General features: G+C 46.6%; 14 protein-coding genes. 7 read left to right on the top strand and 7 right to left on the bottom strand.

From position 1 onward, the window contains the following. The first annotated feature begins 216 nt into the window (after positions 1 to 216). Entirely contained in the window at positions 217 to 1,494 is a 1,278-nt protein-coding gene (locus QUB12_RS10800) for a TPM domain-containing protein (RefSeq protein ID WP_333146743.1), read from the top strand. A 109-nt stretch (positions 1,495 to 1,603) separates the two neighbouring features. Here the strand turns inward: QUB12_RS10800 and wecB are convergent, their stop codons facing one another. Next, positions 1,604 to 2,716, bottom strand: coding sequence for a non-hydrolyzing UDP-N-acetylglucosamine 2-epimerase (gene wecB / locus QUB12_RS10795; protein WP_333146744.1), 1,113 nt, complete (start codon positions 2,714 to 2,716; stop codon positions 1,604 to 1,606). Between the two features lie 250 nt (positions 2,717 to 2,966). On the opposite strand from wecB, the gene QUB12_RS10790 reads away from it, so the two are divergent. Further along, the gene (locus QUB12_RS10790) at positions 2,967 to 3,536 is read left to right on the top strand and encodes an rRNA large subunit pseudouridine synthase E (protein ID WP_333146746.1); all 570 of its coding nucleotides are present in this window, start codon (positions 2,967 to 2,969) and stop codon (positions 3,534 to 3,536) included. A gap of 29 nt (positions 3,537 to 3,565) precedes the next feature. Here the strand turns inward: QUB12_RS10790 and QUB12_RS10785 are convergent, their stop codons facing one another. Beyond that, a complete protein-coding gene (locus tag QUB12_RS10785) occupies positions 3,566 to 3,745 on the bottom strand; it encodes a hypothetical protein (RefSeq protein WP_333146755.1) in 180 nt (59 codons plus the stop codon). Then, a complete protein-coding gene (locus QUB12_RS10780; protein WP_333146748.1) occupies positions 3,708 to 4,553 on the bottom strand; it encodes a hypothetical protein in 846 nt (281 codons plus the stop codon). The genes QUB12_RS10785 and QUB12_RS10780 overlap by 38 nt, the downstream gene beginning before the upstream one ends. Before the next feature lie 196 nt (positions 4,554 to 4,749). Here QUB12_RS10780 and ctpB point away from each other — a divergent pair, with 196 nt between their 5' ends. Further along, a complete protein-coding gene (gene ctpB, locus QUB12_RS10775; RefSeq protein ID WP_333146750.1) occupies positions 4,750 to 6,069 on the top strand; it encodes a carboxyl-terminal processing protease CtpB in 1,320 nt (439 codons plus the stop codon). An 832-nt stretch (positions 6,070 to 6,901) separates the two neighbouring features. Here ctpB and QUB12_RS10770 read toward each other — a convergent pair. After that, positions 6,902 to 7,339: a VOC family protein gene (locus QUB12_RS10770; protein WP_333146752.1), complete on the bottom strand. Its 438-nt coding sequence runs from the start codon at positions 7,337 to 7,339 to the stop codon at positions 6,902 to 6,904. Positions 7,340 to 7,577: 238 nt separating this feature from the next. Beyond that, entirely contained in the window at positions 7,578 to 8,087 is a 510-nt protein-coding gene (locus QUB12_RS10765) for a TIGR02652 family protein (protein WP_333106288.1), read from the bottom strand. Between the two features lie 106 nt (positions 8,088 to 8,193). Between QUB12_RS10765 and QUB12_RS10760 the strand changes: the two genes are divergently transcribed. The 4 genes from QUB12_RS10760 to QUB12_RS10745 all read left to right on the top strand — a co-directional run bounded on the left by QUB12_RS10760 (position 8,194) and on the right by QUB12_RS10745 (position 14,117). Beyond that, positions 8,194 to 8,739: a gamma carbonic anhydrase family protein gene (locus QUB12_RS10760; RefSeq protein ID WP_333140435.1), complete on the top strand. Its 546-nt coding sequence runs from the start codon at positions 8,194 to 8,196 to the stop codon at positions 8,737 to 8,739. A gap of 143 nt (positions 8,740 to 8,882) precedes the next feature. Then, positions 8,883 to 9,488 carry a Uma2 family endonuclease gene (locus QUB12_RS10755; protein WP_333140437.1) on the top strand — a complete coding sequence of 202 codons (606 nt, stop codon included), beginning with the start codon at positions 8,883 to 8,885 and terminating at the stop codon, positions 9,486 to 9,488. Between the two features lie 211 nt (positions 9,489 to 9,699). Beyond that, a complete protein-coding gene (locus tag QUB12_RS10750; protein ID WP_333306693.1) occupies positions 9,700 to 12,132 on the top strand; it encodes a GH116 family glycosyl hydrolase in 2,433 nt (810 codons plus the stop codon). Positions 12,133 to 12,689: 557 nt separating this feature from the next. Continuing rightward, the gene (locus QUB12_RS10745) at positions 12,690 to 14,117 is read left to right on the top strand and encodes a protein adenylyltransferase SelO family protein (protein WP_333306690.1); all 1,428 of its coding nucleotides are present in this window, start codon (positions 12,690 to 12,692) and stop codon (positions 14,115 to 14,117) included. Between the two features lie 136 nt (positions 14,118 to 14,253). Here the strand turns inward: QUB12_RS10745 and QUB12_RS10740 are convergent, their stop codons facing one another. Then, entirely contained in the window at positions 14,254 to 16,668 is a 2,415-nt protein-coding gene (locus QUB12_RS10740) for a tetratricopeptide repeat protein (RefSeq protein WP_333306688.1), read from the bottom strand. Beyond that, positions 16,625 to 18,823, bottom strand: coding sequence for a tetratricopeptide repeat protein (locus tag QUB12_RS10735; RefSeq protein ID WP_333140445.1), 2,199 nt, complete (start codon positions 18,821 to 18,823; stop codon positions 16,625 to 16,627). Before QUB12_RS10735 ends, QUB12_RS10740 begins: the two co-directional genes overlap by 44 nt. Positions 18,824 to 19,121 lie beyond the last annotated feature (298 nt).

Genomic DNA, 19,121 nt, shown 5'->3' with positions numbered 1-19,121 from the left:
CCGCCCGTCCTTTTTGGACGGGCGGGACGCCCATCCCACAATCTTGTGGAAGTTATTTAATTCTCATTCCTTATGGCGCACCTAAAATTATGATTTTTATGAATCCAATTTCTGAATAATATGAATTGACGTGACAGTAAGCTGGTTATTTAATTGTAATTAGGCGGACAGATATATGTCAATTTCAGACTAGCAGTTATTCAGGAGACTGAAGCGATGCAGTTACAATTTAGCAATAAACAAATAATCTGGACCAGTTTGCTATGCTTTTCGGCAATTGCATTTCCCCTAACAAGCCAAGCTATAACAGTACAAGAAGTACCGAATCCCCGTCAAGTAAATAACACTTGGGTAACGGATAAGGCAAACATTCTCAGCGACAGCACCGAAACTCAGCTAAATCAAATGATTTCGGATTTAGAGGCGAAAAATGGTTCAGAAATCGCTGTTGTGACAGTGCCAGATACTAAACCATCTGCGACCCCAAAAGCATTTGCTACAGAATTATTTAACTTTTGGGGGATTGGCAAAAAAGGTAAAAGTAACGGAGTTTTATTGTTGATTTCTGTGGGGGAACGCCGCGTTCAAATTGAAACAGGTTCTGGCATTCAAAGCATTTTGCCGGATGCTAAAGCAGTGGGTATTATTGAAACCGAAATTACGCCCAGATTTAAACAGCAGGACTTTGACGGGGGCACATTAGCCGGGACAAAGGCGTTAGTAAATGTTTTACAAACTCCGACGGTAAATGCTCAATCTCAAACCACGCTGCCTTTGGCTCCAATCGTACCATATCAAGGGGTGAAACCGTCACCAATACCAAGTCAATCCCCAGTTATTAGCAATAGTACATCCACCAGTGAAGATTCATCGAATTTAATCTATGGCTTACTTGGGTTGTTATTGATAGCATTCATAGCGTTTATACCTTGCTTCATTATCTTCAGGATATTTCGCAGCTTATTTTCTCGGATATCTCGTTACCGCCACCGCCGTTATCCGCGCAATTACAGCAGTAACAATCGCAACCACGGCAGTAACAGTCCCAATTACAGCAGTAACAATCGCAATTACAGCAGTAACAGCCACAACTATTACGGTGGGGGTGGCGACTACAGCAGTAACAGTATTGATTACTGTACCAGTAGCGACTACAGCAGTAACAGTAGCAACGATGATTGCGGTGGCTACTACACCAGTAATAGCAGCGACTACAGCATTAGCAACAGCGACTGCGGGGGTAGCTTTGGCGGTGGCGACTCCAGCGGTGGCGGTGCCGGTGGCGATTACAGCATTAGCAGTAGCTTTGGCGGTGGCGACTCCAACGCTGGCGGTGGGGGTAGCGATTACAGCAGCAGTAGCGATTATTGCGGAGGCGGCGACTACAGCAGCAGTAGCAGTAGCAGTAGCGACTACAGCATTAGCAGCAGTAGCGACTACAGCAGTAGCAGTAGTAGCGACTCTAGTAGTGGGGGTGGCGGTGGGGATTGGTAATTCGGGAATGGAGGCAGAAACCGACTTTTTTTAACAGCAATTAGTCCCCCTCTGCGGGGACGAAAGTTTGTTTAATTGCCGTTTCAACCGCCGAATAATCGAGAGGTAGTTAACTAAAATACTCTTCAACAATTTTCAAAATCCGCGAAGCCGCCAAACCGTCACCAAAGGGATTAATTGCCATTGCCATTGCGTTGTATGCTTCGGAATTGCTCAGCAACTCTGCCGCTGCTGCTGTAATTATATCAGAATTAGTACCAACGAGTTTAGCTGTACCCGCAGAAATTGCCTCTGGTCTTTCTGTGGTTTCTCGTAATACTAAAACGGGCTTGCCCAAACTAGGTGCTTCCTCTTGCAATCCACCGGAATCTGTGAGGATTAAATGACATCTCTGAATTGCTCCTACTAATTCTGCGTAATCTAAAGGTTCGGTTAAAAAGACTCTCGGATGGTCGCCTAAAAGAGCTTTTAAAGGTTCTCTGACTGTCGGATTTCGGTGTAGAGGTAAGAGCAAGGCTGTATCGGGAAACTTATCTAAGATTTGGAGAAATGCGTGAGCAATTCCTGCTAAGGGTTCTCCCCAATTTTCGCGGCGGTGAACTGTTGCTAAGATAGTGCGATATTTGCTCCAATCTAAGTTAGGAATGTTGCATTCTGGTTGGCGTTTGGCGACAGAAAGCAAGGCATCGATTACTGTGTTGCCTGTACGGTGAATTTCTCCCAAAACGCCCGATCGCCCTAAATTCTCTTGGGCCAGCGCTGTCGGGGCAAAATGCAGGCGTGTGAGTTGAGATATCAACCGTCGGTTAGCCTCTTCGGGGTAAGGATTGAATACGTCGTCTGTCCGCAATCCGGCTTCTACGTGACCTACGGGTATTTTCTGGTAAAAAGCAGCCAAAGTAGCGGCAAACGCAGTCGTTGTATCGCCCTGAACTAACACGATTTCGGGCTGCAATTCTTTAAACAAGGCTTCCAAACCCTGCAAACTCCGGGAAGTAATATCCGTCAAGGTTTGCTGGTGCTGCATAATTGCTAAATCCCGATCGGCTTTTAGATCGAACATTTGCATTACTTGCTCGACCATTTCTCGGTGCTGACCGGTTAAAATTACTTGGGTGTCAAAGGTGGGCGAACTTTTGAAGAGTTGAATTACTGGGGCTAGTTTAATCGCTTCCGGGCGAGTTCCTAAGACGATGCAAACGCGGTGTGTGGCTTCGGGCATGGTAAAATTGGGTAGTTGAGATTTGCGAGGCTCTTAAAGGCTGAAGATTTTTGAGCAGGTTTGAATCTTTGGTTAACAAGATTTATTTTTTTATGAACCGCAGAGGGCGCAGAGGGCGCAGAGGAGAGATAGAAAGTGGTTTGACGTTGGGTGGGGGCGGGTTTTTGAGATTGTGAGTTTTAGCCAATTATTGTTGGTGAAACCCGCCCCTACAGGATTATTGATATTAGTACATTTTTGTTAATTGCTTATGCCCTATCGTTACATTCTATTTTACAAACCTTATGATGTTTTAACTCAATTCACTGACAACTCCAGTGAGACTAAACGCAGCACTCTCAAAGACTATATTCCTATTCCTAACATTTATGCAGTAGGAAGGCTCGATCGCGATAGTGAAGGTTTGTTGCTGCTAACCGATGATGGGCCCCTTCAGCACCGCCTCAGTGACCCGAAATTCGCTCATCCCCGCACTTACTGGGTGCAAGTGGAACGAATTCCTGATGCAAGTGCGATCGCTGCTTTGCAGACAGGTGTCACAATTCAAGATTATCGGACTCGATCGGCAAAAGTGCAATTATTGTTAGAAGAACCCGCTTTGCCGCCCCGCGAACCGCCGATTAGATTTCGCAAAAACGTGCCGACAGCTTGGCTGGAAATGACTCTCACAGAAGGCCGCAACCGCCAAGTCCGCAGGATGACCGCAGCAGTAGGGTTTCCGACGCTGCGGCTGGTCAGATGTGCGATCGGGCATTTGCGTCTGGAAGGTCTAAAACCCGGTGAATGGCGCGAACTAACTCAAGCTGATTTTAGATTTTAGATTTTAGATTTTAGATTGGGGAATTACAGTCAACGGCCTTGACATTTAGGACATTCTTGATATCTGAAACTATTACTGCGACTGCATTTCCCTTCTTCCTTCTTCCTGATATCCGTTACATCCGTTACATCCGTTACACAATCCGTTGCCGAACTTCCTTCTTCCTTCTGCTTACTTTCGAGGCGGCAAAATAAAACTCTCGTTTCCATCCTTATCTTTTTGCACCTGAGCTCCCAACTTGACAAGAGCTTGTCTCGCCCTTTGACGCACCAACTTATCAGTTGTTTGAGCATAAACCGTGCTCCAAGCATTAAACCGCACCGGCACGCTATCGGGATCTCGGCGCAAATACTCAGCAGTGGCTCGAAACATCTGCGCCAATGAAGCCCCTGACGGGTTTTTTTCCACCCAATCAGCGGCCATTTCGTGAGAGTGAATTGACTCGGGAATATCCCCCAACAGCAGCAACTCATCAATACCTTTAGTGCGCCACACTATCCACGATTGGGAATGAATTTGTGGCGAAAGGGAAAGAGCGCTAGTACCGCGCTCTATAAACTGAACAGCAGTTTCAGGCTTTCCCTGATAAAAAGAAATAGCTGTGGAAAGAAACAGGTAGATGTCAGCCCACCGCGGGTCGCGTTGCGTAACTATGTCAAAATAATCTTGGCTCAGATTGTAGCCCGTTACATCTCGCGCTTCGTCGTCGCCAAAATACTGCAAAAATTTGATAAATGTCCAATCTGCAATTAAATTGTCAAACCCAAAACTAGGGATAGTTTTGAGCATTTTTAGCCGCAGGGCTTCTTGCTGCGCTTCTTGCTGTGCGGCTTGCTTGAAACTGGCAGCCGACATTGCAGAGGGCGACTTTTGCCCCTGAACGCCAACTGGGGACATTCCGCCCAACTGCCCGCTAGACTGCATGGCGACGACCCCCGCCAGCGCTGCTAGACCGATAACTCCATTAACGAGCAGGCTCAACCACTTACGCGAAAATTGTTCGATTTTAGCTTCCACGGCACTTTATAAATCCAAGTTTTAAATTAAGTTTATTGAAAGAGAGTAATAATTGGTTGGCGATCGACTAAGAATCTCGTTAAACTGTCCAAAGGGATGGTGGAGCCTCCACACAATAGTTTAAGTAGTAGTGTGAGATTTTTTAGCAATATAAAATCTCAAATCAAAAATCTAAAATCGAATTGAGCCAAATTCAATGAATCAAGCCCGCAAACGCTTTTCAAAGTTACAGGCAGCCCTGTTCAGTGGGGCGATGGCAACAACCGCTTCGATATCTTTGCTCGTTCCCGGCCTGAGTCAATCAGTCCGCGCTGAGCTTCAAGATAGCCCCAAAGCTGTATTAGACGAAGCTTGGCAAATTGTCAACCGAGAGTATGTTGATGGCAGCTTTAACAAGACTGACTGGCAATTGACCCGCCAAGAACTGTTGAGCAAAAACTATACCTCTCGCGAAGCTGCCTACACCGCTCTCCGCAAAGCGCTAGAGAAATTAAACGACCAGTACACGCGCTTCATGGACCCGAAGCAGTACGAAGCGCTGACGAATCAAACCTCTGGGGAACTGACAGGGGTGGGGATGAGGCTGGAAGAAGACGAGAAAACGAAAGCGATTAGGGTAGTCGAGCCGATGGAAAATTCCCCGGCCCTGAAGGCAGGGATTCTAGCGGGCGATACGATTTTGGTGATTGACGGCAAAACTACCAAAGGCATGACTGTCTCGGATGCGGCTCAGGTAATTCGGGGCGACGAAGGTACGAAAGTCACGCTGCGGATTGCTCGTGAGGGCAAAAGCGAATTTGACATCACTCTGACTAGGGCGAGAATTGAGGTAGCCGCGGTTCGCTACAGCCTCAAGAATGAAGGCGGTAAGAATGTGGGTTACATCCGTTTACAAGAGTTTAGCTCCCACGCGGGCGAACAAATGGAGGTGGCGATTAAAAAGCTCTCGGCTCAGAAAGCTGACGCTTTTGTTTTGGATTTGCGGGGGAATCCCGGCGGGTTGCTGCGAGTGAGCATTGATATCGCTCGGATGTGGATGGATACAGGGGCGATCGTCCGCACAGTCGATCGCGCGGGCGATTCTCAGGAAATGAAGGCAAATCGCACTGCGCTCACTGACAAGCCTTTGGTGGTGCTCGTGGACGATAACTCGGCCAGCGCCAGCGAAATTTTGGCCGGTGCTCTGAAGGACAACAAGCGCGCAACTGTGATGGGCGGCCAAACTTTTGGCAAAGCTTTGGTGCAGTCGGTGCATTCTTTGGCTGACGGTTCGGGATTGGCGGTGACGATCGCTCACTACTATACTCCCAACGGTACGGATATCAGCCAGAAGGGGGTTACTCCCGATGTCAAAGTCGAAGTCACAGACGAACAAAAGCTGAAATTAGCTAACAAACCGATGTTGGTTGCGACTAAGGATGATCCTTGCTACGCGCAGGCGATCGCACTTTTGCGAACTACCGCTTCGTCTCCCCCTCCCGTAACCGCTAATGAGGCTCTTGTTCCTAAAAAGTAAGTAGTTGAAACCGTAATTTATAAGGAATACCCTGAAAACCCCGTGACTTCAGTCCGGGGATGAAAGGGCGTTGCAGGATTTATCCTGCCTGTTCTCTTTACCTCAGTCATGAACCCAAAATCCAATCTTTTAAATTCAAAAAACTTCCTTAAAAAGCTTTGGACAAAACGGGACAGTATGGTAAACTGAAACAGTCAGGGTTAAACTCCCTTGCCCGAAGTGAAACAGGACATGAGACACACTTTTAGGCATAAACTGGGGGACAAAGTGCGGCGAAAACACTATAAACAGTCGAAACCGAAAATGTAGGTTTCAATCCAGCAAATAAACTTTTTCACGCTCGAATTGTTAAGTAGGGTAGGGCATACCCAAACTCTAGGGAAATATCCTAGTACGCTTTTGGAGATAGACCCGCTGGGATGCTTCTGAATTAGGCTCGTCAATTGGTGGTATCCCCACGGTTGAAAGGTTTAAGTATTGCCGTAAGGACAGAAAATTTTAAGGTCAGTCGCTGAATTAAGAATCCCCTCGGCTTCAGCCAGGGGAGTGTCAATAACCATAAGGATGAAGATGAAGCCCGCGCCCGCGGGTTTTGTTTTTATGCTTATGGTTATGGGTTATTAAGTAAATTTAGGTGATCAAATGTAAGATGCAGATGGTTGAAAAGCTTGCTCTATGAGCATTATTCCTTCTTCCTTCTACTTAAGTTATTGGTTAATTTATCTCCTTATTAAAGCACATTAGTGGGATGGGGATTTTTTAAGCGCAGATATCAGCAGATGAACACAGATGCACGCTGATGGGATTTCTGAATTGGGGATTTCTGACTTAATTAGTCATTCATGCGCCGGATAAACTCTAAGGGCAAACCGTCTGTATCGGCAATAAAAGCTACTTCGTAAACATTTTGCCCGATCGCCTGTTGAGTCGGTTCTAATAAAACTTTCAAAGCTTGAAACTGGTTTGGTTGGTCTTTAGCAGCTTCCTCAAACCGCTGTTTCAGAGACTGCAACCAACTAGGCAAGTCAGTTGTCGCCTCAGTTAAATCGAAAGATAAATGATAATATCCAACATAATGCTCGTCTCCGAAAGCATCTGGTGCGGGTTTTGGTTCCGGGATTTGAATTAGTTCGATGCGTCCGTTGAGACCTTCCATCCAACAGGCTAGGGTGTAACCTGTGGTAAAGCGATCGCTCACAGTAAATCCCAACTGTTCGTAAAAGGCGATCGCCCGGTGAATGTTAGCAGTGCGAATCGAGGCGTGGTGCATTCGATTTTAGATTTTAGATTTTAGATTTTAGATTTTAGACGGGAAGCAGGAATTCCGGTTTTAGATTGGAGATTTGAGAGGGTAAATTCGGAATTCGGAATTAAAAACGGTCGCATCTTTAGCGCTAAAGCAATAGACCCTTCTTCCCTCTTCCTGACATCCGTTACATCCGTGGAGCGAATCCGTTGCCGAACTTCCCTCTTCCTTCTTCCTTCTTCCCTCTTCCTTCTTCCTTCACTTATTCAAACAACCGAAAATAGGGATATCTAATCGGAACTCCCGGCTCTTTTTCCAAATCAAAATTAATCACTTCCCAGCAAGGGTCCTCTTGAGGATCGGGGCTAAAATCCACAGGCAAACCGTACAGCCTCGGCCGCGGCGAGTCCGACTGACCGCGCCAAGGCGTGCTGCGTTCCAAATAAGCGCTGATTAAGTCCCGATAGCGTTGGGCAACGATCACGCGAGTTGCTCGGTAGCCTTGAGTATAGAGTCGATCGAGCGCTTCGTGAATTTCAAACCGAATCCCGTCAGGGTGCGTGTGCTGGCGATACCATTCATTCTCCCAGCGGCGCCAGTGCCGCCCAGACTGAAGGTGAACCAGTTCCCCCGTTTTTGGATCTGCCTCAAATGCCCCGTGACGCGGACACAAATAGGTATCCGTGAGCGTTAGAGCCGGAATTGTTTGGCGACAGTGGGGACACTGAATTTCCGGGCCAAACATCGGGTATTGCAAGGCAACTTCAATCATTTATTTGCGTCCCAGCATATTTTCTCTGCAAAAGTGCCAAATACTTTTATTATATCCCGTATCAACAACCAGCTAATCTGCTAGAAGTATAACGATCGACCAACAAATGAGCAATCTCAACGAATCTCTGCCTGCACTTCCTTCCTATTGGCCCTTGCCTGATCTATCCCAAGCGGCTTTTGTCGCTGAAGGCGCTGTTGTGATCGGCAGGGTAGAGGTGGCAGCGGGCGCTAGTATCTGGTACGGGGCGGTGGTGCGGGCGGATATAGAGCGAATTGCGATCGGCTCAAGTACCAATATCCAAGATGGAGCAATTCTGCACGGTGATCCAGGGCAACCGACTGTTTTGGAAGATTTCGTGACAGTGGGACACCGAGCCGTGATTCACTCAGCTTACATTGAACGGGGCTGCCTGATCGGGATTGGGGCGATCGTGCTGGATGGAGTGAGGGTGGGCACAGGCTCTATCGTCGGTGCAGGGGCGGTTGTCACCAAGGACGTTCCCCCTCACACGCTAGTTGCGGGAGTGCCTGCCAAACGCCTGCGGGATGTCTCTGAGGAAGAAGCAGGCGAGTTGGTGGAACACGCTAAGCGTTACGAAAAGTTGGCTTTGGTTCACGCGGGGAAAGGTTCTGATTTGGGATTTGATTAGTTGAGGGAATTTTGAGAATATTTCTTGTCCCACCCCCTACTCCCCTTATTAAGGGGGGCTAGGGGGGATCTCCGGGTTAGTTTTATTTGACAAGAATGCTAAAGTACAGTAATTAAAATAAAGCAAAAAACTATTAGTTTCCAATGGCTTACACTGCGCCAAAAATCTTAACTTTTGAAACATTCCTCGATCGATATTGTGACAACTTCCGCTACGAGCTCGCTGACGGAGAATTAGTTGACATGGAACCCACAGGCCCACACGAAACCGTCAGCGGTAAACTGGCAACTCAAATCGGCATCGCCATCGCAGCCGAAAAACTACCTTGGTTCATTCCCCGCACTTGTTTGATCCGTCCATTCTCAGATGCAGCTACTGCCCGCCGTCCCGATATTGTCGTGTTAGATGAAACCGCTATTGTCAGCGAACCTCTCTGGGAAAGAGAACCTGTGATTACGCTGGGACGATCTATTAAATTGGTGGTAGAAGTCGTCAGCACTAACTGGGAAACAGATTACGCCCGAAAAGTTGAAGAATATGCTATTTTAGGGATTCCAGAATATTGGATAGTTGATTATCGTGGATTGGGAGGCGTGGCTTTTATCGGTAAACCTAAACAACCTACTATCACCGTTTGCCAACTGATTGACCAAGATTACACGCAGCAACAATTTCGCATCGGTCAACCGATTATTTCTCCTCTGCTAAAGAACTTGCAACTTCGGTTAGATGATATTTTGCCCCGTTAGGCGAGCACCCAAGCGATTTTAAATTTTAGATTTTAGATTTTAGATTTTAGATGGGAAAATTGATGAAGTCGGCGAACCTGAAACCAATTGCTTGATAGTCAACAATCAACAGTCAACAATCTTCGGAAAAATCGGGGTTTGTTCGATCGATAAAAGTTTAAAATTAAATAAAAAAAATTGTCAAGCTCGATCGAGCGCTAAGATTAATCACATGAATAACGATCGCACATCCAATCCAAACATCCCCCCGCACACCTGGAAACGTCCCATCGGCCTCGGTTGGGAGAATCCCTATACAGTCCGCTACGCAAGCAATCTCGACGATGGCCCCTGGCACGGAATGCCTCTGGGCGGCTTCGGTGCCGGCTGCATCGGGCGATCGTCCCGCGGCGACTTCAACCTCTGGCACATTGACGGCGGCGAGCACATTTTTCGCAGTTTGCCCGCTTGTCAGTTCAGCGTTTTTGAAGAAACTCAAGGCAAGAAACAAGCTTTTGCACTGTCCACTGAACCGCCTACCGATGGCAGTTTATCTAGTTGGAAATGGTATCCAAAAGAAGGAAGAAGGAAGAAGGAAGAAGGAAGAAGGGAAGAGTCAAATTCTGGGACTTATCATGCTTTGTATCCGCGCAGTTGGTTTGTTTATGAAAATGTGTTTGATGCTCAATTAAGCTGCGAGCAATTTTCGCCAATTTTGCCGAAGAATTATCAGGAAAGCAGTTACCCAGTTGCGATGTTTGAATGGGTAGCGCACAATCCTACAGATGCGCCGATTACTCTCAGCATTATGCTGACTTGGGAGAATATTGTTGGTTGGTTTACTAATGCCAATAAGTCGCAGAAAGTGATGGTTCGAGATGATGGTAGTCCATTTTATGATTATCAATCCCGGTGGGGAGAAAGTGCCGGAAATTTTAATTTGTTGGTGGAAGATTTTCACCGGATAGGTTGCGTGATGACGCGGTTGACTGCTGAGGAGGAACCGCAAGAGGGGGATGGACAATGGGCGATCGCAACTATTACTAATCCGGCGGTAGAAGTATTCTACCAAACTCGCTGGAACCCGGCGGGGAATGGGGACGATATTTGGCGCAACTTTTCTGCTGAAGGTTTCTTGTTGGATGACAGAGACGAGACAGCAGCAGCCCCAGGAGAACAGTTGGCTTGTGCGATCGCAGTTCGCTTTACTATTCGACCAGGAAAAACTCGCAAAATTCCCTTTATTATAGCTTGGGATTTGCCCGTTACTGAGTTTGCATCAGGAGTTTGGTACTACCGTCGCTATACAGATTTCTTCGGCCGCAACGGCAAAAATGCTTGGCCGATTATTCGCACTGCAATGAAGCATTCGGATACTTGGCGCGAAAATATTGAAGCTTGGCAAAAACCGATTTTAGAAAGAAAAGATTTGTCAGACAGTTTTAAAATGGCGCTGTTTAATGAGTTATACGCCCTGACAGACGGCGGTACTCTTTGGAGTGCGGCTGACGAACGCGATCCGAAGGGTCAATTTGCGGTTTTGGAGTGCATTGATTACCGCTGGTACGAAAGTTTGGACGTGCGGCTTTACGGTTCTTTTGCTTTGTTGATGCTGTGGCCGGATTTGGAAAAGTCGGTGGTTTTAGCGTTCGCTAGGGCAATTTCTGCAGGAGACGATACGCCGAGAATTATTGGCTGGAATCAAGCTTCGGCTATTAGAAAAGCTGTCGGTGCGACGCCACACGATTTGGGTGCTCCTAACGAACATCCTTGGGAGAAAACGAATTATACTAGCTATCAAGATTGCAATTTGTGGAAGGATTTGCCTTGCGATTTTGTGTTGCAGGTTTATCGGGATTTCCTGTTGACTGGCGGCACAGATTGTGAGTTTCTGCAAGAGTGTTGGCCGGCAATTGTTGAGGCTTTGGCTTATCTGAAAACTTTTGATGAGGATGGGGACGGAATTCCTGAGAATTCGGGAGCACCGGATCAGACGTTTGATGACTGGCAAATGCGGGGGATAAGTGCGTATTGCGGGGGTTTGTGGTTGGCGGCGCTAGAGGCTGCGATCGCGATCGGCGAAATCTTGGAAGATGCAGCACCGGAAATAATTCCTAACCCTCAAGCAAAGATAGCATTATATCACAGTTGGCTGCTACAAGCAAGACCCAGCTATCAAGAAAAACTGTGGAACGGTCAATATTACCGTTTGGACAGCGAGAGTAACTCGGAAGTGGTGATGGCCGACCAACTGTGCGGTCAATTTTACGCGAAACTGTTAGGATTACCGGATATTGTGCCGCCAGAATGTGCAGTCAGTGCTTTAGAAACTGTGTACGATTCTTGCTTTTTGAAGTTCAATGAGGGGGAGTTCGGTGCGGCGAATGGGGTGATGCTGAACGGTTCGCCGGAAAATCCCAATGCAACTCATCCTTTGGAAGTTTGGACGGGGATTAATTTTGGGTTGGCCGCTTTTTTGGTACAGATGGGAATGGAGGAGAAAGCATTTAAATTGACGGATGCGGTGGTGAAGCAGATTTATGAAAATGGGTTGCAGTTTCGCACGCCGGAAGCGATTACGGCGGGGGGGACTTTTCGGGCAAGTCACTATTTGCGGGCAATGGCGATTTGGGCAATTTACGGGGTGTTGACCAATTTTAAATAGGGGAAAAGGTATATAGCAATCCTTGTAGGAGTTGTAATTTTTTTGACCCCACCCCAACCCTCCCCGAACCCGTGGGGAGGGAGTAAGAAATTCACAAATGATTTAGATTACTATATTAGGTGGTGAATCCCACTTAACTTTAAAAAATTTAAGACTTCATATCATGTCCCGTCGATTACCCTTCATCAGGTAGGGGCGGGTTCACCAACAACATCGGCCAATAATTGACAATCTCAAAAACCCGCCCGACCGGGATATTATGGTCAATCGGATATGAGATCAACTCCATTTTTAGCAAGGAAAACGGTTAATTTAACTCGCACTAAAATTAACAGTAAAAATTTTTAGCCTTCGAGGAAGAAACTAATGTTTCATGCTCAAACTTTAGCTATGCTAAAATTTTAAAATGAAACAGTCCTGCTGGGATGCGAGGGGTATCGAACTCGGCTATAAACGAGGGAGACAAAGGGTATGAGGCAATTGTTGACACCGATGCAGTGCAGACCTTACCCGTATATAATTTGGAGTGATAGCCAATTTGAAGATAAAATAGAAAAATGTCAAATCCTTTGCTTTCCCTCAATTACGAACCAGCCCTCGAATCCCTCGGCGGCGACTATTTTGATGAAGTCCCTGCGGCCGATTTTCCGCAGCATATTCTTCGCTTTCGCAACGACAAATTATTGCCAATATTGGGTTTAGACCCCGCACAAGTAACCGACCAACATTTTATTGAAGCGTTCGGCGAATTTCACTGTGTCCGCCCCTTTCTCGCGCTTCGCTATCACGGCTATCAATTCAACACATATAACCCCAATTTAGGCGACGGTAGAGGCTTCTTATACGGCCAAGTTCGCGGTACTGACGGCAGACTTTACGACTTCGGCACTAAAGGTTCCGGCCGCACTCCCTACTCGCGGGGCGGTGACGGTAGACTGACTCTCAAAGGGGGAGTTCGCGAAGTTTTAGCCGCCGAAGCTTTGCATCGGTTGGGAGTTCGGACATCTCGCTGTTTTAGTTTGGTTGAAACTGGGGATGCTTTGTGGCGGGGGGACGAACCATCTCCGACGCGATCGTCCGTAATGGTACGTTTCAGTCTTTCTCACATCCGGTTTGGAACTTTTGAAAGATTGCACTATATCCGTCGCCCGGATTTAATTAAAAAACTTTTAGATTTTGTTATTGAATATTATTATCCAGAACTGCATTTAGAAGCAACCAATGCGGGTATTTCGCCGCAGGAAAAGTACGCGCTGTTTTATGCAGATTTAGTCCAGCGAGTAGCTGAATTAGTAGCTCAGTGGATGGCGGCAGGATTTTGCCACGCTGTGCTGAATACTGATAATATGTCAATTACTGGAGAAAGTTTCGATTACGGGCCTTTCGCTTTTATTCCAACTTACAAGCCGGAATTTACAGCAGCTTATTTCGACCATTACGGTCTGTATTGTTACGGCAATCAACCGTTGATTTGTAGGGACAATTTAGAGAAGCTTCAGCAACCGCTATCAGCGGCGATTCCTCAAGCTGATATGGATGCGGGTTTGGCAAAGTTTGGCGATTATTATAATGCAGCTTATCGGCAGTTGATGCTAAATAGATTGGGATTTGAGGATTTGCCAGAAGCTGATGGAGATGAGTTGTTGAAGGTGACAATTAAAATGCTGGCGGAGTCTCAAGTAGCCTATCACGATTTCTTTTTTGAACTGCGAAGACAGTTCGATCGCACTTGGCGAGATGATGCTAGTCTAATTTTTGGTGAGGCGGAACCGGCGGACTTGATAGCACCTTGGCGACAGTTTTATTATCACGTTTTGCAAAGTTTGTCGGCGGATGATATGGATCAAATGGCGGCCAGGTTGCTCCGGCACAATCCCGAACAATCGCTGTTGAGACCGACGATTGAGGCTGTTTGGGAAGCCATAGCTATTGAGGATAATTGGGAACCGTTTTATGAATTGGTGAAGAGACTTCAAAATTCTTAAAGGGAATGGGGCATGGGGCATTGTTGACTGTTGACTGTTGACTGTTGACTGTTGACTGTTGACTGTTGACTGTTGACTGTTAACTGTTAACTAACAACTGACAACTAACAACTGACAACTGACAACTGACAACTGACTACTTCAGCTTTTCAATCTCAAATTGTGCATCTTTGTAACCGCCAGTAAGTCCTTGATCGAGAAACATTTTGCCGGCTTTTTCTAAATCGCTAATTGCTCCTGCTTTGTCTCCCAAGGAGCTACGAACCATGCCTCTACCGTAGTAAGCAGCAGCATAATTCGGGCTGATCCGAATAGCTTGCACGTAATCTGCGATCGCACTATTGTAATTCTTTAACTCTTGATAAATCTTAGCCCGATTGGCGTAAGCTTCAGCATTGTTGGGATTGAACCCGATTGCTGCTGTAAAATCTGCGATCGCCCCCTGCGCGTCACCCCCTGCGCTGCGAGCTAAACCACGATTGTTAAAAGCATTAAAATCATTCGGATTCACTGTCAGCGCTTGAGTGCAATCGGCAATTGCTTTCGGATAATCCTTCAAATTTAAATAAGCAATGCAGCGATTGTTGTAAGGAACCCCATCCTCCTCGCTCAGCGAAATTGCCTGAGTGCAATCGTCAATTGCCGCTTGATGCGATCCCAAATTCAACTGCGTGCTGCAACGATTAGCGTAAGCATCTCCACTCTTGGGATCGATCGCAATTACCTGAGAATAATCCGCCAGAGCTCCCTGATAATCTCCTAGGTGAAAGCGAGCTCTCCCCCGACTGTAAAAAGCATCAGCATTCTTAGCATCAAGTTTAATTGCTTGAGTATAATCTCCAATAGCCCCCTGCAAATCTGCGCTCCCAGCGCGAGCCAATCCCCGCGAATGATAAGCTTTAACAAGGTTCGGCTGCAACCGAATTACTTCGGTAAAATCCTGAATAGCCGCCTTGTAATCTTGCATTTCTAAATAAGCAACTCCTCTTTCATAATATGTATCAGCATCATTGGGCTGGAGATTCACAGCTTGAGTGTAATCCTCAATCGCCCCGCCCTTGTCGTTAAAATCGTGACGGGCTAGCCCGCGGTTAAAATAAGCCTGAAAATATTTAGGATTGAGAGCGATCGCCTGAGAATAATCCGCAATTGCTTCTTGATACTTTTTTAAATCATAATTAGCATTACCACGCCTATAAAAAGTCTCAGCATTGTTAGGATTCAATTGAATTGACTTATTAAAAGCCTGCAAAGCTGCCTCCGCATCTTGATTGCGAGACTTTTCCACTCCCTGCTCGTAATATTCCTTAGCTTTAATCGGATTCGGGCGTCTCCAATAACTAAACAGAAATAGCAGAACTATCGCCGCCCCGAAGCCCGCCAAAATCATCAACCAAAATCGACTTCCAAAACGTGACGAAAAACTATCCGAAGACAGTAACCTCGGAGAAATACTTTTCTTGTGAGCCTTATTCCCCGGTTCTTGGCGGTGTCTCAACTTGCGGATAGCTACCAAAACTTCCTCAGCAGATTGATAGCGTTTGCCAAATTGGTGACAGACCATTTTGTCAATTATATTGGCTAATCCCACAGAACATTGAGTTCGGTTTCGCCACACAATCTCCCCCGTGTGAGAAGGACTCGGATCTTGCAATTTGGGCAAATCCGTACCGGGCAAACCCGTGATAGCTTGGACGGCCATCATCCCGACTGCATAGATGTCGCTGCTAAATTGCGGGTTGCCTTGAAATTGTTCGATCGGCATATAAGCCGGAGTTCCAGTAGCAATGGTGCGCGGAAATTCTGTATCGTGCTCGCTGACTTGATTTGCAACTTCTTTAACCGAGCCGAAGTCAATTAAAACTAATTTGCCGTCTGGTTTGCGGCGGATTAAGTTGGAGGGATTAACATCGCGGTGAATCACTCCCTGAGAGTGTACGAAGGCGAGAAGTTGTAACACTTCTTCCAGCAGAGCCAGCACTCGTTCTTCCCGCCAAGGTTGACCGGCCACAATTTCCCGATTTAGGGCGTGTCCGGGCACAAATTCTTCGACGAGGTAGAATTGATTTCCTTCTTCAAAATAAGCGAGTAAAAAGGGAATTTGATCGTGTTTTCCCAGCTTTTCTAATATTTCTGCTTCTTGTTTAAATAAGCGGTAAGCTGTTTTGAGAACTGTGGAAGTGTTGCTGGGAGGGCGCAGTTGTTTTACTACACATTGAGGGTGGCCAGGGCGTCGAGTATCGACAGCTAAATAAGTTTGTCCAAAAGCTCCTGAACTGAGAATTTGCACTACCCGATAACGCCTGTCTAAAAGTTGACCAACCATGTTCATATCTATAATTGAGAATTGGTAACGGGGAGTTGGTAATTGGGAATTGGTAAGGGGGAATTGGTAAGGGGGAGTTGGTAAGGGGGAGTTGGTAATTTGGCCTTCTTCCTTCTTCCTTCTTCCTTCTTCCTTCTTCCTTCTTCCTTCTTTTTTTAACATCTGAATGGTGACTAATAGTTTATTTAGGGTCGTTGATTTGTGATTGTGCGTTTTGGAAACCATCGGCTCTTCCTTGTTCTAGAAAGAGGGTTGCAGCTTTCTGAAAATCCTCGATCGCCCCAGCACGGTCTTTGAGTTGGCGGCGGACGAGGCCTCGGCTGTAAAAAGCGCTAGCATTGTTGGGGTTGAGCCGCAGCGAGTGAGCGAAATCCTCAACTGCTAAAGGGTAATTTTTGAGTTCTGAGTAAATAGTACCGCGATTGCTGTATGCTACTGCATCGCTGGGATTGAGTCGAATTGCTTGAGTAAAATCTTCTAAAGCTCCCTGCTTGTCTCCCGAAGCTGATCGAGCTAATCCTCGATTGCTGTATGCTTTGGGATTGTTGCCGTTGAGTCCGATCGTCAAACTGCAATCTTCGCTGGCCTTTTGAAATTGTTTTAAATTCAGATAAGCAATGCAGCGGTTGTTGTAAGCTGCTTCATCTTTTGGAGCGAGGCGAATTGCTTCGGTGCAATCTGCAATCGCTTTGTCGTAGGTGGCCAAATTCAAGTAAGCGCTGCACCGATTGGTATAAGCATCAGCGAGATCGGGTTGCAATTCGATCGCCTTAGTATAATCTTCCATTGCTCCTTGATAATCTGCCAGATTAAACCTGGCTCGACCACGACTGTAGTATACGCCAGCTTGTTTGGGGCTAATTTGAATGGCTTGAGTAAAATCTGCCATTGCTCCTGTTTTGTCCCCTGCTGCCGATCGAGCTAAACCCCGATTGCTGTAAGCTGTAGCATCGTTGGGACTGAGCCGAATTGCCTGAGTGTAGTCTTCTATTGCTGTGCGGTAGTCGCCCAAATCGTAGTAGGCTAAACCCCGCTGAGAGTATGCCTCACCGTCGCTGGGATTGAGTCGCACTACTTGGGTGAAATCTTCCACGGCCCCCCGCTTGTCGCCGATGTCGAGGCGGGCCATACCTCGATTGTAGAGAGCTTTGCTGTGGCTAGGATTGACTTTAATTGCTTGCGTGTAATCCTGTATTGCTTGCTCGGTTGCGCCCATGTCGTAGCGAACGTTTGCCCGCTTGTAGTAAGTTTCCGCATCGCTGCCATTCAGGGCGATCGCTTGAGTATAATCGGCGATCGCGCCTGTTGTGTCACCTTGCTGGGCCTTGGCCACGCCGCGGGCTAACAATTCTTTTGCCCTCGCGGGACTTTGACTCTGCCAAAAGTAAATTATCAGTGCTGTCAAGATTAAAGCTGCCGCTGTTGCAGCCAACAGCAGGAGTTTGGTTTGGCTTTGTCTTCGCGGTTGACTCATAGCGTCCGTGATGATTGTGGCTGGCGGCGGCTCAACCTCCAATTTTACGGCGATTTGTTTGAGGTCTGCTAAAACTTCGGCGGCCTCTTGATAGCGTTCCTCGCAGTCGGGGCGCACCATGCGATCGATAATATCTGCTAGGGCTGCCGAACAAGTTGCCCGGTTTCGCCAGGGAATTTCGTTTTTGTTGTTTTTTAAGGCACTCAGTTCGTTGGGTGAGAGTCCTGTGACGGCAAGCTGGGCGATCGTACCTAGAGCGTAGATGTCGCTATTGTAACGGGGGTTGCCGCTCAATTGCTCGATCGGCACGTATAAATCCTGAGCCGCCAAATCCTGTTTTTTTGCCTCATGCCGTTTAACAGAGTTCGGGGAAGTTTGCGACAACAAATGACAGTTAGCAAATTCCGGGTTAATTTCTTTGTCTAAGCTAAAGTCTACCAATACAAATTTGCCGTCTGACTCGCGCCGGATCGCTCTGTCTGGTTGAATTCTGCGGTGAATAAAACCCTTCTCGTGTATGAACACCAAAATTTCTAATATTTCTGATAGCAGACCAATTACTTGGTCTTCATCCCAAGGTTCACCGGGTATTAGTTCTTGACTTAAAGGTGGGCCGGTAATAAATTCTTCAATTAAGTATAAACTTTGATTTTCCTCAAAATACGCCAATAATTCGGGAATTTTGTCGTGTTTTCCCAATTTTTCAATTATTTCTGCGTTTCTTTGAAATATAACTTTGACTAATTCTGGAGTTTGCGAACTTGTGCCGGGGAGTCGCATTTCTCTAACCGTGCATTGCGGATACCCGGGACGGTGAGTATCTGCTGCTAGATAAGTTTTTCCCACCTCACTTGAGTCTGTGACTTTAATGATGCGGTAACGTCTGTCTAGAAGTTGACCAATCATGCTTTGCCCTCTACCCTGTCAATCGATTTTAGATTTTAGATTTTAGATTTTAGATTGAACCATTGACCCCACAGATAAATTCGGGGGGCAAGTTTCATCGGATACAGGTTTTTTCTTTCTCCACGGATGAATCCGGGGGCTTGTATCCTGGATTCTTTCGGTCAATTTTCCATTATCGCATGAAATCAGATTAGCCAAAATATGTGGCTGAGTAATTTAAGTTCGATCGATCCGTGACTCCTACCCAAAAACGGATAGTTGCTTTCCGACTGGAGTCGTGAGACGCCCAAAATTTTAG

This window comes from Microcoleus sp. B7-D4, assembly GCF_036705125.1.
Taxonomy (GTDB): domain Bacteria; phylum Cyanobacteriota; class Cyanobacteriia; order Cyanobacteriales; family Microcoleaceae; genus Microcoleus.
Note: the sequence above shows the minus strand (reverse complement) of the source record. Positions and strands in the feature narration are given on the sequence as shown.

Excerpts from the sequence above, each read along its gene's own strand:
- QUB12_RS10800 (WP_333146743.1), top strand. The coding sequence starts at position 217 with ATGCAGTTACAATTTAGCAATAAACAAATAATCTGGACCAGTTTGCTA.
- wecB (WP_333146744.1), bottom strand. The coding sequence starts at position 2,716 with ATGCCCGAAGCCACACACCGCGTTTGCATCGTCTTAGGAACTCGCCCG.
- QUB12_RS10790 (WP_333146746.1), top strand. The coding sequence starts at position 2,967 with ATGCCCTATCGTTACATTCTATTTTACAAACCTTATGATGTTTTAACT.
- QUB12_RS10785 (WP_333146755.1), bottom strand. The coding sequence starts at position 3,745 with ATGGAAACGAGAGTTTTATTTTGCCGCCTCGAAAGTAAGCAGAAGGAA.
- ctpB (WP_333146750.1), top strand. The coding sequence starts at position 4,750 with ATGAATCAAGCCCGCAAACGCTTTTCAAAGTTACAGGCAGCCCTGTTC.
- QUB12_RS10770 (WP_333146752.1), bottom strand. The coding sequence starts at position 7,339 with ATGCACCACGCCTCGATTCGCACTGCTAACATTCACCGGGCGATCGCC.
- QUB12_RS10765 (WP_333106288.1), bottom strand. The coding sequence starts at position 8,087 with ATGATTGAAGTTGCCTTGCAATACCCGATGTTTGGCCCGGAAATTCAG.
- QUB12_RS10760 (WP_333140435.1), top strand. The coding sequence starts at position 8,194 with ATGAGCAATCTCAACGAATCTCTGCCTGCACTTCCTTCCTATTGGCCC.
- QUB12_RS10755 (WP_333140437.1), top strand. The coding sequence starts at position 8,883 with ATGGCTTACACTGCGCCAAAAATCTTAACTTTTGAAACATTCCTCGAT.
- QUB12_RS10750 (WP_333306693.1), top strand. The coding sequence starts at position 9,700 with ATGAATAACGATCGCACATCCAATCCAAACATCCCCCCGCACACCTGG.
- QUB12_RS10745 (WP_333306690.1), top strand. The coding sequence starts at position 12,690 with ATGTCAAATCCTTTGCTTTCCCTCAATTACGAACCAGCCCTCGAATCC.
- QUB12_RS10740 (WP_333306688.1), bottom strand. The coding sequence starts at position 16,668 with ATGGTTTCCAAAACGCACAATCACAAATCAACGACCCTAAATAAACTA.
- QUB12_RS10735 (WP_333140445.1), bottom strand. The coding sequence starts at position 18,823 with ATGATTGGTCAACTTCTAGACAGACGTTACCGCATCATTAAAGTCACA.